The organism is Streptomyces tritici (assembly GCF_048500665.1).
Lineage (GTDB): Bacteria > Actinomycetota > Actinomycetes > Streptomycetales > Streptomycetaceae > Streptomyces > Streptomyces tritici.
Window position 1 is genome coordinate 4351221 of record NZ_CP183183.1, and the last position, 17782, is coordinate 4369002.

Consider the following 17782-nt stretch of genomic DNA (forward strand, 5'->3'; position numbering starts at 1 on the left):
GCTCGGAACCTGATAGGTGTTCTCTGTGTCGTAGGAGGTGGATAAAGTGCTGATACCTGAGCACGGAGAGTATGAGCGAACTGCGGCCGCCGGATCCCCGGTGGACCGGAGCTGAACGGGGAATCAGCGTGCCGACCGCCATTGCCGTCACCAGTACGGAGCTGGTGCTGCCACCACAAGATCATCAAACGCCGACCGCCGCGCTACTGCAGCACCCTGACGCGCAGCCGCTGGAGGCCGCCCTGGCCGACATGCAGGTCCTGGTCGAGCAGCACGGCTACGTCGTCGCGGTGTACCCGGCTTCCATCCCGGCGGCCCACGAGCGACGCCTGCACACCATCCGGGCGGTGCTGGAGAGCGACCGCATCGCCCTGCTGAAGCTGGACCTGCCGCCGCTGGGCGTCGCCGTCCTGGTGCGCCAGCTGCGCCAGCTGTCCATCTGCGACTTCAGCGCGGGCGTGGTGGCCTCGGCGGCCCGCCTGCTCTCCCACTACATCTACGCGGGTGCACTGCTGAACTCGGTCACCCGCCTCGACCGCGTACCCGTCAGCCTCAAGACGCACGCCAAGTCGTGGGTCCCCGGCTCCCAGTTCGCGGTCCTGGCCAACCCGACCCCGCAGCTGGTCAAGGTCGGCAGCGGGGACCTGACCGGGCCCGAGTTCGCCACCCAGCTCGTCGTCGCCAAGGGCCAGCTCCAGTCGGACTGGGTCACCGGTACGCTGGCGCCGGCCTGGCAGGTGCAGGGGGTGCAGGAGGCGGCGCTGCCGGCCGAGTCCGCCGGCTGGTGGGGGACGTCGAAGCTGGTGGAGTTCGCCGCGTTCCTGCCGAACATCTCGATCATCTACCAGCTGGTCTCCTCCGTCCGGCGGGAGATCTGCACCTGGTGCGGCCTGGAACTCATCGGCGACCGCTGCGGGTTCTGCGCGGCCCCGCTGGGAACTCCCGAGAACCAAACCCACGCTCATGGTGTCCTGAACGCTTAGGGGGCATCGAGGAGTGCCGGTGGCGCCGTCCCCGCGAGCCCGCCGCAGGCACGCCCCGAAGCACTCCGGACGCGACGCGTTCCGCCCCCCACCCCGTACGGATCGACCGCTCGAAGCACTGCTGCACAGCACCGCGACCACGCACAGACCCTGCATCGCAGCCCGTCCGCCTGCCCGTAACCGTCTCCCAATGAGGTTGTCCCGCCCATGAATTCACGCCAACGCCGCGGCGTCGTTCTTCTGCTCCTCTCCGTGCTGTGCGCCTTCGCCGCCTTCGCCGGTGTCCTGTCGGTGATCAGCGACGTGAATTCGAAGGTGGGGCCCGAGGTCACGGCGTACCGGCTGAAGACGGACATAGCCCCGTACACCAAGCTCAGCCCCGCCCAGTTCGAGAAGGTGAGCATGCCCAAGCGGTGGCTCTCGCCGAACGCCGTGACGGACATCAGCATCATCGACCAGAAGACGGCGGTGACCCAGCTCCGGCGCGGCTCCCTCCTCCAGGAGGACATGATCGTCAAGCGTCCCGCGCTGGAGAACGACCAGCAGGAGATCGCGATCATGATCGACGCGGCGACCGGCGTGGCGGGCAAGATCACCCCGGGCTCGCTGGTCAACATCTTCGCCACGTTCAACGACGAGGCCCTCGGCGACAACAAGCCGGCCGAGTCCCGCATCATCGTCGCCAACGCCAAGGTCCTCGACGTCGGCCGGCTGACCGCGCTGGAGCCCAAGAAGGACGACCGCAACTCCGGCGGGTCCGAGGCCGTGCCGATCACGTTCGCCCTGAAGACCCAGGACGCCCAGCGAGTCGCCTTCGCGGAGTCGTTCGCCGTGAACCTCCGTCTTGCCCTCGTTGCCAAGGGCAGCCCCACCACTCTGCGGCCCGGCGACGACCGGTACACGCTGCAGGAAGACACGAGCAGGTGACAACCGGATGACCACACGCATCCTCCCCGCCGTCGGTGACGCCGACGCGGCCCGATCCATCACCAGCCTGCTGAGCCAGCTCCCCGACGCGGAGCCGGCCCAGCCGGTCGGTGACTCGACCTCGCTCATCGACCTGCTCTCGCAGCTGGCCGGCGAGTCGCTCGACGAGCTGCCCGAGGTCGTCCTGGTGCACGAGCGGATCGGTCCCGTTCCCGCGCTGGAGCTGATCCGTGAGGTCGCCCTGCGATTCCCGGCGGTCGGCGTCATCCTCGTCACCGCCGACGCCAGCCCCGGCCTCTACTCCGCGGCGATGGACTCCGGCGCCCGCGGCCTGGTCGGGCTCCCGCTCTCGTACGAGGAACTGGCGCAGCGCGTCCAGGCGGCGGCGGCCTGGTCCGTCGGCGTCCGCCGCCACCTGGGCCAGGGCGCCGACGTCTTCAGCGGCCCCGGCGGCAAGGTCGTCACCGTCAGCGGCGCGAAGGGCGGCGTCGGCACGACGCTCATCGCCGTGCAGCTGGCGCTGGCCGCGCAGGCGTCGGGCATGAGCACGGTGCTGGTCGACCTGGACCTCCAGGCCGGCGACGTGGCCTCGTACGTGGACGTCCAGCACCGCCGTTCCATCGTCGACCTGGCGTCCATCCAGGACATCACCCCGCGCGTCCTCCAGGACGTCGTCTACTCGGGCGACAAGGCGGGCAAGGTCGCGCTGCTGCTGGCCCCGGCCGACGGCGAGCGGGCCGAGGAGGTCAACGACCGCGCGGTGCGCCAGGTCATCAGCGCCCTGCGCACCAAGTACGAGACCGTCGTCATCGACTGCGGCACCGTGCTGAACAGTGCGAACGCCGCCGCCATCGAGATGGCCGACCGGGCCGTCCTGGTGACCACGCCCGACGTGATCACCGTGCGCGCCGCCAAGCGGATGGTGGGTCTGTGGACCCGCCTGCAGATCCGCAAGGCGGAGGAGACCGTCACGGTCGTCAACCGCTACATCCGCAACACCGAGATCCAGCCGCCGCTCGTCCAGAAGATCACCGGGACGAAGGTGGCCGGCGTCGCGATCCCGTCCAACTTCAAGGAACTGCAGGCGTCCGTGGACGCGGGCCGGATGCAGGACCTTGAGGCGCGGGCCGTGGTCAAGCAGGCGGTGTGGGCCCTGGCGGGCGAGCTGGAACTCGTACGGCGCGAGGACCAGCCGGAGAAGCCGGCCGGACGTGCCCGGGGCAGCGACCGCGGCTCGTTCGGACTGCGCAAGCGCTCGTAGGACACTCGTCGTCAGACGTCGTCGCACGTCGTTTCACGTCGTCATCAGGAGTCAAGGGGGAACGTTGAATCATGAGTTCACCAGAGATACGGGCGGAAGCACCGTCCCGCTCGGCTGACGACCGGGGCCAGACCTCGGTCGAGTTCGCCGGCACGTTTCCGCTGATGCTGATGGTGCTCGTCGTGCTGTGGCAGTGCGCGCTGATCGGCTACACGTACTCGCTGGCGGGGAACGCGGCGGACAAGGGGGTGCGGGCGGGGGCGGTGACCGAGCGCATCTGGCTGCCCGGCGGCCGCGAGCGCGCCTGCGAGGAGGCCGGCAGGGACGACCTCCCGGAGCAGTGGCGCGGGGCGGACATCGACTGCTGGCGGGAAGGCGACCTGGTCAAGGCCGAGGTTGAACTGGAGATCCCGCTCCTCTTCCCCGGCGGCCCGAGGATCGGTATCGACGTCCGGGGCGACTCCGTCGCAGCGAAGGAGAACTGACGATGAAGCTCCGTGCACGACAGCGCGACCGGGGCCAGGCTGCCATGGAGCTGGTCAGCTGGACGCCGCTCCTGCTCCTCGTCGGTCTCCTCGTCATCCAGCTCGGCCTCGGCGTCTTCGCGGCGCAGCAGGCCGGCACCGCCGCGCGTGCGGCGGCCCGCGTGGACACCGACCAGCGCAACGACGTCTGGTACGAGCGGGCCGCGCGGGAGTCGCTCTCCGACTTCCTCGAGCCCGGCGCCCGGATCACCAAGAGCGGCTGGGGCGACGAGGTCACCGTGACCGTCCGGGTCAAGGTGCCCTCCGTCGTCCCCGGCATCAGCTTCGGCGAGGCGGAGAAGAGCGCCACGATGCCGAGGGACTGACCGGCGCCGCACGACGGAACCGCGCACGACCGAGCAAGCCACCAGCAGCACCCACCAGCAGCACAGCAGCACCCAGGAGTTGACGACATGAGCTTGAGGGCACGCATCAACAGCCCTGAGCCGAACAGCGGCCAGAACGAGGGGGACCTCCTCGTCGGTGTCTACCGCGCCAAACTCCTCCAGGAGATCGACCTCGCGGAGATGTCCTCGCTGGCGGCGGCCGAGCGCAGGGCCCGCCTGGAGCGGGTCCTCGGCCACATCATCAGCCGCGAGGGCCCCGTCCTCTCCACCAACGAGCGCTCCCAGCTCATCCGGCGCGTCGTCGACGAGGCCCTCGGCCTCGGCATCCTGGAGCCGCTGCTCGAGGACGCGTCCGTCTCCGAGATCATGGTCAACGGACCCGACCAGGTCTTCGTCGAGCGCGGCGGCCGGCTCGAACTGCTGCCGATGCGCTTCTCGTCGTCCGAGCAGCTGATGCAGACGATCGAGCGCATCGTGTCGACCGTCAACCGCCGTGTCGACGAGGCGAACCCGATGGTCGACGCCCGTCTGCCCTCCGGTGAGCGTGTCAACGTCATCATCCCGCCGCTGTCCCTGACCGGCCCGATCCTCACCATCCGCCGCTTCCCCCGCGCGTACACGCTCGCGGAGATGATCGGCCTCGGTTCGCTGGACGAGCACATGATGGTGCTGCTGTCGGGTCTGGTGCGGGCCAAGTTCAACGTGATCGTGTCCGGCGCCACCGGTACCGGAAAGACCACGCTGCTCAACGCGCTCTCGGGCCTCATCCCGGAGGGCGAGCGCATCGTCACCATCGAGGACTCCGCCGAGCTCCGGCTCCAGCAGACGCACGTCATCACCCTGGAGTCCCGCCCGCCGAACGTCGAGGGCAAGGGCCAGATCACCATTCGCGATCTGGTCAAGAACTCCCTGCGTATGCGCCCCGACCGCATCATCGTCGGTGAGGTCCGTGGCGGTGAGACGCTCGACATGCTCCAGGCGATGTCGACCGGTCACGACGGCTCGCTCGCCACCGTCCACGCGAACAACGCCGAGGACGCGCTCATGCGACTCCAGACCCTGGCGTCCATGTCCGAGGTCGAGATCCCCTTCGTGGCGATCAAGGACCAGATCAACAGCGCCCTCGACGTCATCGTCCAGCTGACCCGTCACACCGACGGTTCCCGTCGCATCACCGAGATCGCCATCGTCGACTCGCACGGCCGCGAGGACTACCGGATCGTCTCGGTCTGCAAGTACCACGCCCAGCCCATGGCCGCCGACGGCCGCATCTACGGCAACTGGGAGTACTACCCGATGCCCCGGCGCATCGCCGAGCGCCTGTACATGCGGGGCGAGCCGATTCCCGCCGCGTTCGGCGTCGCCCAGTCCGAGGACCAGCTGATGATGCGCAAGTCGGCCTAGCCCCGACGGCCCCACACGTCCCCCATCCGCCGCTCACCCGAAGGTTCCCGCCCGACATGGACAAACTCCCGCTTCTGACGATCGGAGTCACGCTCGCCGCGTGTGTGCTCGTGGTGATAGGCGTGCACACCTTCTCGTCGGGCAAGGCCCACCAGGAGGAGCTCTACCGGCGGATGTCCCAGACGGGACAGTACGAGGGCGTGGGCCGGCGCCGCCGGTTCGGCAAGGTGGACCGCAAGCTCCGCGGCACCCGGCTCGGCAACCACATCGAGCGCAAGCTCGCGGCGACGGGTCTGGAGATCACGCCGGGCGAGTACGTCGTCTACGTGGTGGCCGTGCTCGTCGTCGTGTACTTCATCGTCTCCTCGATCTTCGCCTCCTTCTTCGGCCTGCTGGCCGCCGCGATCGGCGTGTGGGGCGGCAACGCCTTCCTCAACATGCAGATCAACAAGCGGACCGAGGCGTTCATCAACCAGCTCCCCGAGCTGACCCGACTGCTCGCCAACGCCACCCAGGCCGGTCTGGCCCTGCGTACGGCCATCGCCATGGCGTGCGAGGAGATGGACGACCCGGCCCGCTCGGAACTGCGCCGCGTCGCGGACCAGCTCGCCGTCGGCCACTCGCTGGAGGACGCGCTGAACGAACTCAGCGAGCGACTCCCGTCCCGTGAGCTCACCGTCCTGATGACGACCCTGATCCTGTCCAGCCGCGCGGGCGGCACCATCGTCACCTCGCTGCGCAACCTCACGGACACCCTGGAGGAGCGCAAGGAGACCCGACGCGAGGTCAACACGCTGCTGTCGCAGGTGAAGATGACGGCCGTGATGGTGCCGCTGCTCGGCGCGGGCTTCCTGCTGATCATCGACAGCATGCGCGACGGCGCGCTCGACGACATGACCGCGGCCACGACCGGAAAGATCGCCGTGATCGTTGCGGCCGGCCTCTACGCCACCGGCTTCTTCCTGATCACCCGACTCACCAAGATCCGTACCTGAAGGGCGAGGACGCTGTCATGGATCTGATTCTCTCCCTTGTCATAGGCCTCGCCGTCTGGGGCGCCTTCCAGGGCATACGGATGTACCGGGCCGACGCCAAGCTGCCGAAGGACCTGGTCTCGGCGCTGGAGTCGGGATCGTCACGTACGACGGCGACCGGCTCGCTCATCGACAAGCTCGGCGAACGGCACGTCGACCGCGTGCACAAGATCATGGGGCAGAAGCGCGTCGACGCGATGCGCAAGAAGCTCGACCTCGCCGGCAACCCGAACGGCATGACGATCAACCGGTACGCGGCGCGGAAGGCGGGGTACACGATCCTCGGCGGCGCCGCGGCCTTCTCGGTCCTGATCAACGGCCAGGTGTTTCTGGCTGTGATTTTCGCTGCCTACGGCCTGTTCTGGGTGGACTTCCTGCTCCGCATCGCCCTGCAGAAGCGGCGGGACGACATCGAGCGCACGCTCCCCGACTTCCTCGACGTCCTCGCGGTCGTCGTCTCCGCCGGTCTCGGCTTCCGTCAGGCGCTGGAGCGCGTTTCGGAGAAGTACGAGGGCCCCTGGGCGGACGAACTCAAGATCACCCTGCGCCAGATGGACATGGGCATGGGCCGCCGTCAGGCGTTCGAGGAACTGCGGAAGCGCAACGACTCCGAGCAGGTGTCGATGTTCGTCTCCGCGCTCCAGCAGGGTGAGGAACTCGGCGCCCCGATCGTCGACACGCTCATCCAGATCGCCAACGACATGCGTCGTACGGACGCGCAGCTGGCCCGGCAGAAGGCGTCGAAGGCCGTCCCGAAGGCCACGCTCCTCATCACCAGCTTCATGCTGCCGGCCACGATGATCCTCATCGGCGTGGGCTTCTACTACGCGTCCGAGGTGGACTTCGGCTCGATGTTCGGCTGATCGGTGCGACGAGACGACGACGACAAGAAGGGGGTGACGACGACATGACGACCCAGCCCGGCGGCATCAGTGGCGGACTGCCGCAGCCGGCCATCGAGCCGGCGCCCGGTATCCCGATCCAGATCAACGCACTCCAGGCGCTCTGCCGACAGCTCTTCGGCTTCCGGCTCGCCATGACGGCGCTCGCCACCCCGTTCGCCCTCGCCAAGGCGGAGCACGGCCTGGCCGGCTGGCTCATAGGGGCAGCGGTCCTGGTCACGGTCATGGGCTCGTACGCCCTGCTGCGGGACTGGGAGCGCTTCGGTCCCTTCCTTCTCAAGCACCCATGGCTGCTCGCCGTGGACATGGTCTTCGGCGCCCTGCTGCTCTTCGCGGCCTCGCCGAACTCGACGCTCGCGTACGTCACCATCTGTACCCCGCTCCTCGCCGGCCTGGTCTACAGCTGGCGGGGCGGCGCGGTGTTCGCGGCCTGCCAGGTCGCGTTGCTCGGTGCGGCCTACGGCGTGAGCCCGGCCGAGGCCGACATGTCCGCGCTGCTGCTCGTCGGTCTGTGTCTGATGGCCGGTGCCGTCGGCAGCACCCTGCGCGGGCTGCTGCTCCGCTTCGGCGCCGCGTCCACCGCACTGACCGAGACCCGCGCCCGGCTGGCCGTCAACGAGGCGGTCGAGGGGGAGCGGGCCCGGCTCGCCCGGGAGATGCACGACTCCGTCGCGAAGACCCTGCACGGTCTGGCGCTCGCGGCGGACGGCCTGGCCAGCACGGTCGAGCGGATGGATCCGCTCACCGTGAAGCACCAGGCGGAACTGGTCGCCCGTTCGGCCCGGCGGGCGGCGGCGGAGTCCCGGGAACTGCTCTCGGACCTGCGCCGCGAATCGGGCCTCGACGGCGGCGTCGACGTCCTGACGGAACTGGAGGCGCGGACCGCCGACTTCTCGCGCCGCCACAGCTTCCGCGCGACGTTCCACCGGCTCGGCACGACCCCGGTCCCGCCGATGCCGCAGGTCATCGCCCGCCACGCGCTCACCATCGCGGGCGAGGCCATGGAGAACGCCCACCGTCACGCCCGCCCGACCCAGGTGGACGTCTCCGCCGGCATCGTCGGCGACGTCCTGCGGATCAGCGTGTACGACGACGGCACCGGCCTGCCCGCCGGAACGACGTTGGAGGACCTCAGACGGGCGGGCCACTTCGGCCTGGTCGGCATGGTCGAGCGGGCGGCGTCCATCGGGGCGCGCATCCGCATCGGCAAGGGCCGGGCCGCGAAAGGCACCGAAGTACGACTGGAACTCTCGATCGCAGCCCTGGGCCCGGAGTGGGCCCGGCTGCTCCCCCCACAGCACGTTGTCACTCCTTCCCTGACGTCCCCCACCTTCTGAGAGAGAGGAGGCCGCAACCATGCCGGACGACGTTTCCCCCAACTCTGGGCAGCACTGGACCCAGCAGCATCACGTCTCGCAGCACACCTCGTCGCATCCGTCACCGCTCAGCTCGAGCCACACCGCCGGAACACCGGTGTCCGGATCGCCCGTCCCCGCTCCGCCCATGCCCCCGACCCCCGCCGCTTCCGAGGGGTTCCCCGCGTTGCCGGAGCACCCTCCCGCCGCTGTCCAGCCGCTGCGGGTCGTCGTCGCCGACGACAACCCCGTCGTACGGGCGGGACTGACCGTCCTGCTGTCCGGCCGCGACGACATCGAGGTCGTCGCGGAGGGCGCGGACGGCCGTCAGGCCTACGAGGCGGCGGTCCAGCACAGGCCCGATGTGGTGCTGCTGGACGTCCGCATGCCAGGAGTGGACGGCATTTCGGCCCTGCCGCACCTGGTGCGGATCGCACCCGTGCTGATGATGACCTACAGCCGCGAGAGCGAGATCGTGCACGAGGCGCTGCGCCTGGGCGCGGGCGGCTATCTCGTGCACGGCGAGTTCACCGCGGACCAGTTGGTCGCGGCGGTCCGCGACATCAAGCAGGGGCGGGCCCACTTCACCCACTCGGCGTCCTCCGCGCTCATCGAGCAGCTGCGGGGCGGTGTGCCGGCCCAGGGCGGCCAGCGGCTGCCGGAGGGCCTGGGCACGGCGTTCACGGGCCCCGGCTACCAGCCGGCCGTACCCCAGCAACCGTCTGCACCCGCATACGACACAAGCGGGCATCATCAGCCCATGCCACCAATGAACCCGCAGGTGGGCGGCGTTGGGGCGATGTCGGCTGCGCAACAATCGCAGCAAAACCCTTCGCTTCTGCAAGCGAATATGGGACAGTCTTCAACGGGTCCCCAGGTGAGCGGGGCCCTGCTGTCCGAACTGAGTCAGAGGGAGGTGGAAGTGATGGACCTGATCGCCTCGGGCATGACGAATCAGCAGATCGCTGCCACCTGCTTCATCAGTCAGAAGACCGTCAAGAACCACATCAACCGCATCTTCGCCAAGCTCAACGCCGGCAGCCGTGGCGAGGCCATCGCCATCTGGCACGGCGTGGCACGGGGAGGTGCGTCCCGCCATGCGTGAGCGCGTTCTGGGCCTCCGGGCCCACCTCGCGGCCGTCCGGGCCCAATCCCCGCGTTGGGACCGGAGTTGGGCCCTGGGGCCCATGCCCGAGGGTGTCGCCCCGGCGTACGTTTCTCATGTCGACAGCGAGACCGGCCAGGAGGAAGCCGGAAGCGCGAACGACACGAAGACTTACGCAGAGTCGGCCGGCAATCGGTCGGCCGAACCCGGAGGGGAACATCATGAACGACGTCATGCTGAAGGCTGCCGCCACCACCAAGGTCTACGTCGGCTCCTGGGTGAACACCCGCGTCGACGCCCTGCAGAAGCGCCGGGACCGTGGTCAGGGCGCGATGGAGTACGTCGGCATCACGATCCTCGTGGTCGCCATCCTCGCCGCCCTGCTGCAGACCAACATGGGCGAGACCATCGCGAACAAGTTCAAGGAGAAGATCGAGAGCGTCATCAAGTGACGTCTCGCTCTCACCGCGAGTCAGGGCAGGCCGCACCGCTGTACATCGCAGCGGTGGTCGGCCTGCTCTTTCTCGCGTTGATGTTCTTCGCGTTCGGTCAGGCGGATGTCAGCCGCAACAAGGCACAGACGGCGGCGGACGCCGCTGCTCTCGCCGCGGCCCAGGAATCCCGGGACGACCTCGACGACGCGCTTCGTCAGCACATCCTGGCGCGGGATGTGCCCTGGCTGGTGGCTCTGTTCAACAACGGCAACGTGCCCGAGCGGCGGAACGGCTGCTGGGAGTCACCGCGCTTCGCGCGAGCCAACGACGCCCAGCAGGTCAGCTGCAAGGAGCTGTGGGACGGCCGCTGGGGCGTGACGGTGGACGTCAGGGCGACGAAGCCGGTGGGCAAGAGCATCGTCGAGGGGACGGAAACGGACTACGCGGAATCCAAGGCCACGGCCGTGGTCGAGTTTCGCTGTCAGTTCGAACCCCCCGAGGTGCCCAAGCCCGAGGACGGGGACGACGACGATGAGGGCAAGGGCAACGACAAGAAGCCCTCTCTCGGCGGTCTCGAGTGTGACGGCAGGGACTGGGAGATCGACCCAGGCAATCTAGACCTCCTTCCGGGCATGGCGGACCTGTTCAACGTCCGTCTGGCCGAGGACTGACCGCGAGCGAAGCAAAGGAACACCATTCATGAGCATTCGGCATGTGAGGACGACGCGTCGGGCCGGCGCAGCCGCCCTGTTGGCGGCAGCCCTGACCTTCACGCTGTCTGCCTGTGGGGGCGACGACGGTACGGGCAAGGAGAACACCTCCTCGTCCTCGTCCTCCGGCACCGGAAAGGACCAGCCGTCGAAGGGCGGCGACGGCAAGACCTACCCGGACAGCAGCAAGGTCATCGCCACCTTCAAGGGCGAGAAGGGCCTTGAGATGGTGATCCACGAGGCGAAGCGCGACGCGGGTGGCTTCCTCACGGTCACGGGCACGATGAAGAACACGGGCACGGAGGACTACTCCACGCCCATCCAGTGGAACGGCCAGGAGCAGGACGTCGCGATGACGGGCAGTTCCTTCGCGGCGATGACGCTGACCGACTCCAAGGAGAAGAAGCGGTACTACGTGCTGCGGGACACGGACAACCGTCCGCTGACCACGACGAAGTACACGTCGCCGATCAAGGCGGGCGGTTCGCTGTCGTTCTTCGCCCAGTTCCCGGCTCCGCCCACGTCGACCACCGAGGTCGGCGTCACGTTCCCGGGCTTCACCACCGGCACGATTGAGATCTCCTGATGACCCTGACTCTGACCCGTACCCGGCGCAACGCCGTGCGCGTGGCCGGTGTCGCCGTCACCGGGGCGCTCGCGCTCGGGCTGCTGGCCGCGCCGAATGCTCTCGCCGATGAGAACCCGTACCCGTCGGCGTCCGCCGCGCCGCCGGTGAAGATCGATCCGAACGATCCCGACCTCAAGCTCCCCGAGGGCGGCACCCTCGCGCCCGCCAAGGTGCTCGACATCAAGTCCGTCGTCGAGGACCTGGAGGGCAACGAGCGTCGGGAGGACACGAACACCGACATCAAGTTCGCGCTCCAGGCGGAGGTGCTGTTCGGCAAGGACAGCGCCAAGCTGTCGTCCGCCGCGAACGCGCGGATCGCGGCCATCGCGGCCGAGATCAAGAAGCAGGACGCGAAGAAGGTCCGCGTGTTCGGCTTCACGGACAACCTGGGCTCCTCGGCGCACGGCGACGTGCTGTCCAAGCAGCGCGCCGAGGCCGTCCACACCGTGCTGGCGAAGGAGCTGGCCTCCGCCGGGATCACGTACGAGATCCGCGGCTACGGCGAGCAGTACCCCATCGCCGACAACAACACCGAAGAGGGCCGGAAGAAGAACCGCCGCGTGGAGGTCTCCTTCCAGCGCGCCGCCGGCGGCGCGTGACCTCGCGAAGCACAGCACCCTGAAAGACCGGGGCCGCACGGGACGATTCCCGTGCGGCCCCGTCTCGTTGAGCGCTCGCGCGGACGTAGGCCAAGGCCGTGTACGACCGGACCTACAGGTGAATGACAACTTCTTGACGGCGCATCGGCCGACACCTGACACGATGGCGCGCGCTCTGGCCCAGGTGCTCGGCGTGGCGCCCTCGGACGTGGACGTCACAGACCTCGACGGTGACCAGGACGGCCGACGAGCGCGCGGCTGCCGTGCGCCTTGCCGCCGTGATGGGTACGACGGTGCTCTGTCCGGGGGTGGGGCCGGGTGCACCGTCGGTGTACTGGGCGGCCTTGCCGGACGGACAGGTGATCCGCGCCCGGATCACGCAGTCGGGCGACGAGGAGCGGCTGGTGAGGGTCGAGTCGGTCGAGTCCCCGGTCCCGCAGTCGCGAGCTGTACGCCGAGCGGTTGTGCATGGCCGAGCCTGCGCTGCGCGGGCCTCTGGAGCGGGCGACGGATGAGATCGACGCGATCTACCGCTCCCACACGGACGACGACGGTGGGGAGTTCCCGGGCGGTGTGACCCGGTCGGGAGCAGCGGTGCGCGAACGGGGCTGGTGGTGGCATCGGCGGCCGCGGCGGGTGCCGTGGATCCGATAGCGGCGGTGGGGCGCCGGCCGGCCTGGTCTCCGGCCTGACCTCCGGTCGGCCGGTGCCTCCGGTCGCCCCAGGGTGGCCGGCGGCCGCGCCGAGGAGCGGGGGCGGGGCGTTGTCAGTGGGCGGTGGGAGACTCGCGGGCATGGACGACTCTCAGGTCAAGGCGGATCTTGTCCGTTATCTGCAGGATGCTCGTGATGCGCTTGTCTGGAAGCTCGAGGGGCTGTCGGAGTACGACGTCCGACGGCCCGTGACTCCGACGGGTACCAATCTCCTCGGGCTGCTCAAGCACCTTGCCGGTGTGGAGTTCGGGTACTTCGGGGACACCTTCGGGCGGCCGTACTTCGAGGAGCCGCCGGCCTGGTACGGGGTGACCGCCGAGGACAACGCCGACATGTGGGCGACGCCGGAGGAGTCGCGCGAGGAGATCGTGGAGCTCTACCGGCGGGCCTGGCGGCACGCCGACGCGACCCTCGCGGATCTGCCGCTCGACGCGACCGGGGACGTGCCCTGGTGGCCCGAGGAGCGGCGGAAGGTGACCCTGCACCACGTGCTGGTGCGGGTGCTGTCCGACACCCAGCGGCACGCGGGGCACGCCGACATCGTGCGGGAGACGATCGACGGGGCCGTCGGCGCGCGGCCGGACAAGACCGACCTGGCTCCCGGCGGCGCCGACTACTGGCGGGAGCACCGGGACCGTCTGGAGCGCGCCGCCCGGGAGGCGGACGCTGCGTCGGGCTGACGGGGGCGTCGCGTACCGTTCCGGCATGACGACGACGCCGCGACAGCACCCTGACGAGGCCCGGGCCGCGGTGCGGCTCGTCGAGGATCTCGTGGCGCAGGTGCCGGGGTTCGAGGAAGCGTACGAGTCGCATGTGCTGGAGGAAGGGGGTGTCCTTCCGCATGTTTTCTTCATGTTGGACGTCCTTCCGGAGACCCTCCGGTCCTATCTCGGCGAGGGTGACCCGGAGGGACCCGACTGGCGTGCGGTCCTGGCGTTCCTGGAGGGGGAGTCCCGGCGGGCGGTGCCGGGGGCGTATTCGGTCATCGTGACGTCCTTCCTGTACGACCTGCCCTACGAGGGGCAGCCCGGGTGCGGTTTCGAGGTTCATCTGGGGCCCGTGATGGCGGCCAAGTTCGCGGAGCTGCGGCCCTGGTGGCCCACCGCCACGGCCTCCTGACGGTGGCCGGCTCTTGTCCGTCTGCGGGGCCGGCGCGGCGGTGACGGGTCCTGCTCGGCCTCCAGGCCCGCCAGGGCGGCTGCGACCGTCCTGACGACCTCGGCCGGGCGGGCGAACACCTCCGCCGCCGTGAAGCGGAGGATCCTGCGCACTCCGGGGCAGCCGGAGAGCGCGTTGTAGCGGCGGATGTCGCGTTCGTGGGCGTGCCGTGTGCCGTGGAAGGCGTAGCCCTCGATCTCGACGACGAGACCGGCCGCGCGGAAGTAGAAGTCGGGGCGGACGGCTCTGCCGCTCGGCGTGTGCAGCACCGGCTGGCACTCCGGGCGCAGGCCCGCGTCGTGGAGGTGCAGCCGGGCCACCGTCTCGGCGGGCGAGCCCGCGCCCGGGTCGGTCAGGCGCAGCCATCTGCGGGCCGCCGGGGCGCCCGGCCGCCGGGCCCGCAGTTCGGCGGCCACGGCCTCGGCGTCGACCAGGGCGTCGCGGCGCACGCCCCTGATCACGCGCCGCGCGAGGGCCGAGTCCGCCGGCACCACCGCCTCCTCCCGGCAGCGGGCGGCGCGCATGAGGTCGGCGACGGTACGCGCGGGCGTCGTCACCCGCAGCCCTCTGCGCACCACGTGGTCCTCCGCGGAGAGCGCGGGCACGCGGTGGATCCGGACCCCGGGCCGGTCGGCGGCGCGGCGCGGGTGGACGAACTCGAGCGTCTCCACGTCGTCCTCCTCGTCCGAGAGGAGTTCGATGCGCAGGACCGCGGCGGCGGTGCGGTGACTGCACACGAGCTCCGGTGCGAGCAGCTGTATCGCCCTGGCCCTCGTCCTCCAGTCCACGTCCGTGCCCGGCACCGCCCACGCGCCCCGGCACAGCCGCTGCCAGCCCTCGGTGCGCAGCACACCGCGGAGGCCGCCCGGCGATACGCCGGCGTCCAAAGCCCATGCGGTCAGGAGGATTCCGCCCCTGGCCATCACCGTGAGGTCGAGTTCGCGCATGCCGGCAACGATCCACCGACGCCCCCGATCCCGCATCCCCTGTGGACAACCCCTCGGCCGCAGGACTTTTCACCTGTGGACAACTCCGGCGGTGTCGTTCCCGGGCCCTATCGTCGACTCATGACCGAGACGGTGTGGGGGATGACGGCGGACGCCGACTGGCGTGCGCTGGAGCACGCGTACGGGAGCGCCGAGGACGTTCCCGGGCTGCTGCACGCGATGGAGTCCGCGGACGCGGACGCACGCGAGGAGGCGATGGAGGAGCTGGTCTCGTCGCTGTGCCACCAGGGCTCCATATACACGGCGTCCGCCGCCGCGCTGCCGCACCTCGCGCGGCTCGCCCTGCACGGACCCGGACACCGCAGGGAACTGCTGTGGCTGGTCGGCGGCATCGCGGACGGCGCGGGCAGCCGGGCGGAACGCGCGGCGGTGCGGCGGGCCATGGCCGAGACGCTCCCGTCGTTGCTGCCGCTGGTCGCCGACGACGCCCCGGCGGTGCGGCAGGCCATGGTGTGGCTGATCGCCGCCGCCGGCGACGTCGCCCTGCCCCTGATGCCGCTCCTGCGCGCCCGGCTCGACGAGGAGAAGGACGCGGAGGTACGGGCGGACGTCGTCACCGCCCTCGGCCTGCTCGACCTCGACGACACCGCCCGTACCGCACGCGCGACCGCCCTGCTGCACGAGACGGAGGAGCCCGCCGCCGTACGGCTCGCCGCCGTCACCGACCTGCTGCGCACCGCGCCGCTGCCGCTCCCGCCCGACCTGGTGCGCCGGGCCGTCGCCGTGCACCGCGAGCACCCGGTGGTGCAGCACGGCGCGCAGTGGCCCGAGCCGTACCGCACGCTCGCCGACCGGCTCCTCGACGACCCCGACGCGGCGCTGCTCGCGGTGACGGAGAGCGGTGGCGTGCTGCCCTCGGCGGGGGAGCTGGTGGAGCGGTGGCGCGACTGCGAGCGCGCGGTACTGCCGTGGCTCGTCGCGGAGTTGGCGTACCCGCACCAGCTGCACGGGCTGGCTCGCCTCGGCGAGACCTTCCCCGGCGGCGAGGAGCAGCCCTGGCTCGTACCCCACCTGGCAGCCACGGACCCGGCGCTGCGGACGGCCGCGGTGGTGGCGGCGGTGCGCTTCCGTGTGCCGGGTGCGCTCGCCCACGTCCTGCGGCTGCTCGACGAACTGCCCTCCGAGCAGGGGACGGAGCTCGCCGTACGCGCGGCGGCGGAGGTCTACGGCCCGGCGGCCGAGCCGCTGGCGGCCCGCGTCGCGGACCTTGTGGCCGACGACGTCCCCGCCGCGACCGCCTGGGCGGGCGTCCTGGACGGCTTCCCGCAGCACGCCGCCCGCTGCCTGCCGACGCTCGTCCGCCTGGCGCCCAAGTCCGAGGAGGCGTGTGCCGTCCTGGCGGGAGCCCACGAGGCTCCGGAGGTCATACCGGCCCTCCGGGCCGCGGCGGAGGCCGGCGGCGAGGCGGCGGCGTTCGCGTACCTGCACGCCACCGGCGAGCCCCGCCCGGCGCTCGCGCGCGTACGGGCCGCACTGCGCACCGACCGCGCGGCCGCGGCACTGCCCTCGGCGGGCCGCCTCGGCCCGGCGGGCGCGGAGCTGCTGCCCGACGTGGAGCCCCACCTGAAGGCCGTCACGCGCGAGAGACGCGCCGCGGCAGCGGCCGCGGTCTGGCGCATCACGGGACGCACCGACGACACGGCACCGCTCCTGGCCGACGTCGTCGTCCACGGCACGGGCCCCGCAGGCCCTCGCCTCGACGCCCTGCGCGCCCTCACCGAGATGGCCCTCCTGCCGGACGCGGCCCGGCCGACCGTCGACGCCCTCGCGCACGGCCGCCGCCGCATGGCCTCCGCCCTCCCGCTCCTCGACGACGGCGCCCGCCACCCGGACTCCGTGCTCCGCGAGGCGGCCGTCCGCCTCCTCGACGCGGTGCACGGCGGGACACTGCCGTGACGGCGCACCACGAACGCCGGACGGTGCGCCGTCCGGTGCCCGAGGAGACGCCCGCCCCGGACGCGCGGCTCTCCACGCGACGACGGTCCTCGCACGGGGCCGGGCGCCGCCGATGCCGACCGACGGTGCAGTGCTCCGGATAGCGTGGGCGCGTGGACAAGGAGATCCGGCGCGCTCTGGAGGGCCTGCTCGCGCGGGACTTGGACGCATTGACGGGCGCGGCTCCGTACGTGACGGCGCGTCCAGGGGCCGTCGTACGCACCTGGCGGCTCCCTGCCGGAGACGTCGAGGCGCTCGTACGGTGGGGTCTGCCCGCCAGGCGTGACCCCCGAGCCGCGTCCCACAACCCGACCGCCGCGTTCCAGGACGGCCCTCGCCCGATGCTCACCGTCCCCGGTGCGGGCGACGCCGACGGCGCGGGCGGCGAGAACCGCGAGCGGGCTGCCTACCGGCTGGCGGACAGCCGGCTGCGCGAGTACGGGGCGGTGGAAGGAGCGGGGACGGTGTTCGGCGTGCCCCGTCCCGGCAACACCACCGGCGGTCCGGTGAACACTTCGGTCGCCGCGTACGTCGAGACGGTCTGGCGCTGGATCTGCTTCTGCGATGTCGTCGATCCGTTGGAGGAGCGCGGGGACCACGACACCTTCGCCTGGTGCCTGGACCGCTTCGCCGCCTGGTGCGTCGAGCGGGACCCGGAGGCGACGGCCCTCTCCGCGACCGGTCAGAGCTGGTGGGAAAGCCTGACGCTGAGCTGAGCCGACTCCCTAAACCCCGCGCCGCGTACACACACTGACG

The 17782-nt window shown here is 70.7% G+C and carries 19 protein-coding genes; 18 read left to right on the plus strand and 1 reads right to left on the minus strand.

All coding sequences use genetic code 11. The annotated features are described in order from the left end of the window. The first annotated feature begins 128 nt into the window (after positions 1–128). The 16 genes from ACNJ93_RS20335 (at position 129) to ACNJ93_RS20410 (ending at position 14045) form a co-directional block, all read left to right on the plus strand. Entirely contained in the window at positions 129–983 is an 855-nt protein-coding gene (locus tag ACNJ93_RS20335; protein WP_418958830.1) for a hypothetical protein, read from the plus strand. Positions 984–1190: 207 nt separating this feature from the next. Further along, positions 1191–1910 (plus strand): Flp pilus assembly protein CpaB, encoded by a 720-nt coding sequence (cpaB, locus tag ACNJ93_RS20340; RefSeq protein ID WP_418958831.1) that lies wholly within the window; start codon positions 1191–1193, stop codon positions 1908–1910. A 7-nt stretch (positions 1911–1917) separates the two neighbouring features. Next, the gene (locus ACNJ93_RS20345; protein WP_418958832.1) at positions 1918–3171 is read left to right on the plus strand and encodes an AAA family ATPase; all 1254 of its coding nucleotides are present in this window, start codon (positions 1918–1920) and stop codon (positions 3169–3171) included. Positions 3172–3242: 71 nt separating this feature from the next. Continuing rightward, positions 3243–3656 (plus strand): TadE/TadG family type IV pilus assembly protein, encoded by a 414-nt coding sequence (locus tag ACNJ93_RS20350; RefSeq protein ID WP_418958833.1) that lies wholly within the window; start codon positions 3243–3245, stop codon positions 3654–3656. Positions 3657–3658: 2 nt separating this feature from the next. Beyond that, positions 3659–4021, plus strand: coding sequence for a TadE/TadG family type IV pilus assembly protein (locus ACNJ93_RS20355; RefSeq protein ID WP_418958834.1), 363 nt, complete (start codon positions 3659–3661; stop codon positions 4019–4021). A gap of 87 nt (positions 4022–4108) precedes the next feature. Continuing rightward, positions 4109–5446 (plus strand): CpaF family protein, encoded by a 1338-nt coding sequence (locus tag ACNJ93_RS20360; protein ID WP_418958835.1) that lies wholly within the window; start codon positions 4109–4111, stop codon positions 5444–5446. A 56-nt stretch (positions 5447–5502) separates the two neighbouring features. Further along, entirely contained in the window at positions 5503–6441 is a 939-nt protein-coding gene (locus tag ACNJ93_RS20365) for a type II secretion system F family protein (RefSeq protein WP_418958836.1), read from the plus strand. 17 nt (positions 6442–6458) lie between these two features. Next, complete coding sequence (locus ACNJ93_RS20370; protein ID WP_418958837.1) at positions 6459–7343, plus strand: DUF5936 domain-containing protein; 885 nt, start codon at positions 6459–6461, stop codon at positions 7341–7343. A gap of 44 nt (positions 7344–7387) precedes the next feature. Further along, a complete protein-coding gene (locus ACNJ93_RS20375; protein WP_418958838.1) occupies positions 7388–8719 on the plus strand; it encodes a sensor histidine kinase in 1332 nt (443 codons plus the stop codon). A 19-nt stretch (positions 8720–8738) separates the two neighbouring features. Further along, a complete protein-coding gene (locus tag ACNJ93_RS20380) occupies positions 8739–9842 on the plus strand; it encodes a response regulator (RefSeq protein WP_418958839.1) in 1104 nt (367 codons plus the stop codon). Positions 9843–10063: 221 nt separating this feature from the next. Further along, positions 10064–10294: a hypothetical protein gene (locus tag ACNJ93_RS20385; protein WP_418958840.1), complete on the plus strand. Its 231-nt coding sequence runs from the start codon at positions 10064–10066 to the stop codon at positions 10292–10294. After that, positions 10291–10947 (plus strand): pilus assembly protein TadG-related protein, encoded by a 657-nt coding sequence (locus ACNJ93_RS20390; protein ID WP_418958841.1) that lies wholly within the window; start codon positions 10291–10293, stop codon positions 10945–10947. Before ACNJ93_RS20385 ends, ACNJ93_RS20390 begins: the two co-directional genes overlap by 4 nt. Before the next feature lie 28 nt (positions 10948–10975). After that, entirely contained in the window at positions 10976–11572 is a 597-nt protein-coding gene (locus ACNJ93_RS20395) for a hypothetical protein (protein WP_418958842.1), read from the plus strand. Beyond that, the gene (locus ACNJ93_RS20400) at positions 11572–12213 is read left to right on the plus strand and encodes an OmpA family protein (RefSeq protein ID WP_418958843.1); all 642 of its coding nucleotides are present in this window, start codon (positions 11572–11574) and stop codon (positions 12211–12213) included. Before ACNJ93_RS20395 ends, ACNJ93_RS20400 begins: the two co-directional genes overlap by 1 nt. A 793-nt stretch (positions 12214–13006) precedes the next feature. Beyond that, positions 13007–13606: a DinB family protein gene (locus ACNJ93_RS20405; protein ID WP_418958844.1), complete on the plus strand. Its 600-nt coding sequence runs from the start codon at positions 13007–13009 to the stop codon at positions 13604–13606. 25 nt (positions 13607–13631) lie between these two features. After that, positions 13632–14045 (plus strand): hypothetical protein, encoded by a 414-nt coding sequence (locus ACNJ93_RS20410; protein ID WP_418958845.1) that lies wholly within the window; start codon positions 13632–13634, stop codon positions 14043–14045. On the opposite strand, the gene ACNJ93_RS20415 is transcribed toward ACNJ93_RS20410, so the two are convergent. Further along, positions 13973–15031 (minus strand): hypothetical protein, encoded by a 1059-nt coding sequence (locus ACNJ93_RS20415; RefSeq protein ID WP_418958846.1) that lies wholly within the window; start codon positions 15029–15031, stop codon positions 13973–13975. The genes ACNJ93_RS20410 and ACNJ93_RS20415 overlap by 73 nt on opposite strands. Positions 15032–15151: 120 nt before the next feature. Between ACNJ93_RS20415 and ACNJ93_RS20420 the strand changes: the two genes are divergently transcribed. Continuing rightward, entirely contained in the window at positions 15152–16987 is a 1836-nt protein-coding gene (locus ACNJ93_RS20420; RefSeq protein ID WP_418958847.1) for a hypothetical protein, read from the plus strand. Positions 16988–17139: 152 nt separating this feature from the next. Beyond that, positions 17140–17742, plus strand: coding sequence for an SUKH-4 family immunity protein (locus tag ACNJ93_RS20425; RefSeq protein ID WP_418958848.1), 603 nt, complete (start codon positions 17140–17142; stop codon positions 17740–17742). Positions 17743–17782: the final 40 nt, after the last annotated feature.

Bases quoted from the DNA above. Each gene is read 5' to 3' on its own strand.
- ACNJ93_RS20410 (WP_418958845.1), top strand. From the start codon at position 13,632: ATGACGACGACGCCGCGACAGCACCCTGACGAGGCCCGGGCCGCGGTG.
- ACNJ93_RS20420 (WP_418958847.1), top strand. From the start codon at position 15,152: ATGACCGAGACGGTGTGGGGGATGACGGCGGACGCCGACTGGCGTGCG.
- ACNJ93_RS20380 (WP_418958839.1), top strand. From the start codon at position 8,739: ATGCCGGACGACGTTTCCCCCAACTCTGGGCAGCACTGGACCCAGCAG.
- ACNJ93_RS20365 (WP_418958836.1), top strand. From the start codon at position 5,503: ATGGACAAACTCCCGCTTCTGACGATCGGAGTCACGCTCGCCGCGTGT.
- ACNJ93_RS20360 (WP_418958835.1), top strand. From the start codon at position 4,109: ATGAGCTTGAGGGCACGCATCAACAGCCCTGAGCCGAACAGCGGCCAG.
- ACNJ93_RS20370 (WP_418958837.1), top strand. From the start codon at position 6,459: ATGGATCTGATTCTCTCCCTTGTCATAGGCCTCGCCGTCTGGGGCGCC.
- ACNJ93_RS20395 (WP_418958842.1), top strand. From the start codon at position 10,976: ATGAGCATTCGGCATGTGAGGACGACGCGTCGGGCCGGCGCAGCCGCC.
- ACNJ93_RS20405 (WP_418958844.1), top strand. From the start codon at position 13,007: ATGGACGACTCTCAGGTCAAGGCGGATCTTGTCCGTTATCTGCAGGAT.
- ACNJ93_RS20355 (WP_418958834.1), top strand. From the start codon at position 3,659: ATGAAGCTCCGTGCACGACAGCGCGACCGGGGCCAGGCTGCCATGGAG.
- cpaB (WP_418958831.1), top strand. From the start codon at position 1,191: ATGAATTCACGCCAACGCCGCGGCGTCGTTCTTCTGCTCCTCTCCGTG.
- ACNJ93_RS20375 (WP_418958838.1), top strand. From the start codon at position 7,388: ATGACGACCCAGCCCGGCGGCATCAGTGGCGGACTGCCGCAGCCGGCC.
- ACNJ93_RS20415 (WP_418958846.1), bottom strand. From the start codon at position 15,031: ATGCGCGAACTCGACCTCACGGTGATGGCCAGGGGCGGAATCCTCCTG.
- ACNJ93_RS20350 (WP_418958833.1), top strand. From the start codon at position 3,243: ATGAGTTCACCAGAGATACGGGCGGAAGCACCGTCCCGCTCGGCTGAC.
- ACNJ93_RS20400 (WP_418958843.1), top strand. From the start codon at position 11,572: ATGACCCTGACTCTGACCCGTACCCGGCGCAACGCCGTGCGCGTGGCC.
- ACNJ93_RS20385 (WP_418958840.1), top strand. From the start codon at position 10,064: ATGAACGACGTCATGCTGAAGGCTGCCGCCACCACCAAGGTCTACGTC.
- ACNJ93_RS20345 (WP_418958832.1), top strand. From the start codon at position 1,918: ATGACCACACGCATCCTCCCCGCCGTCGGTGACGCCGACGCGGCCCGA.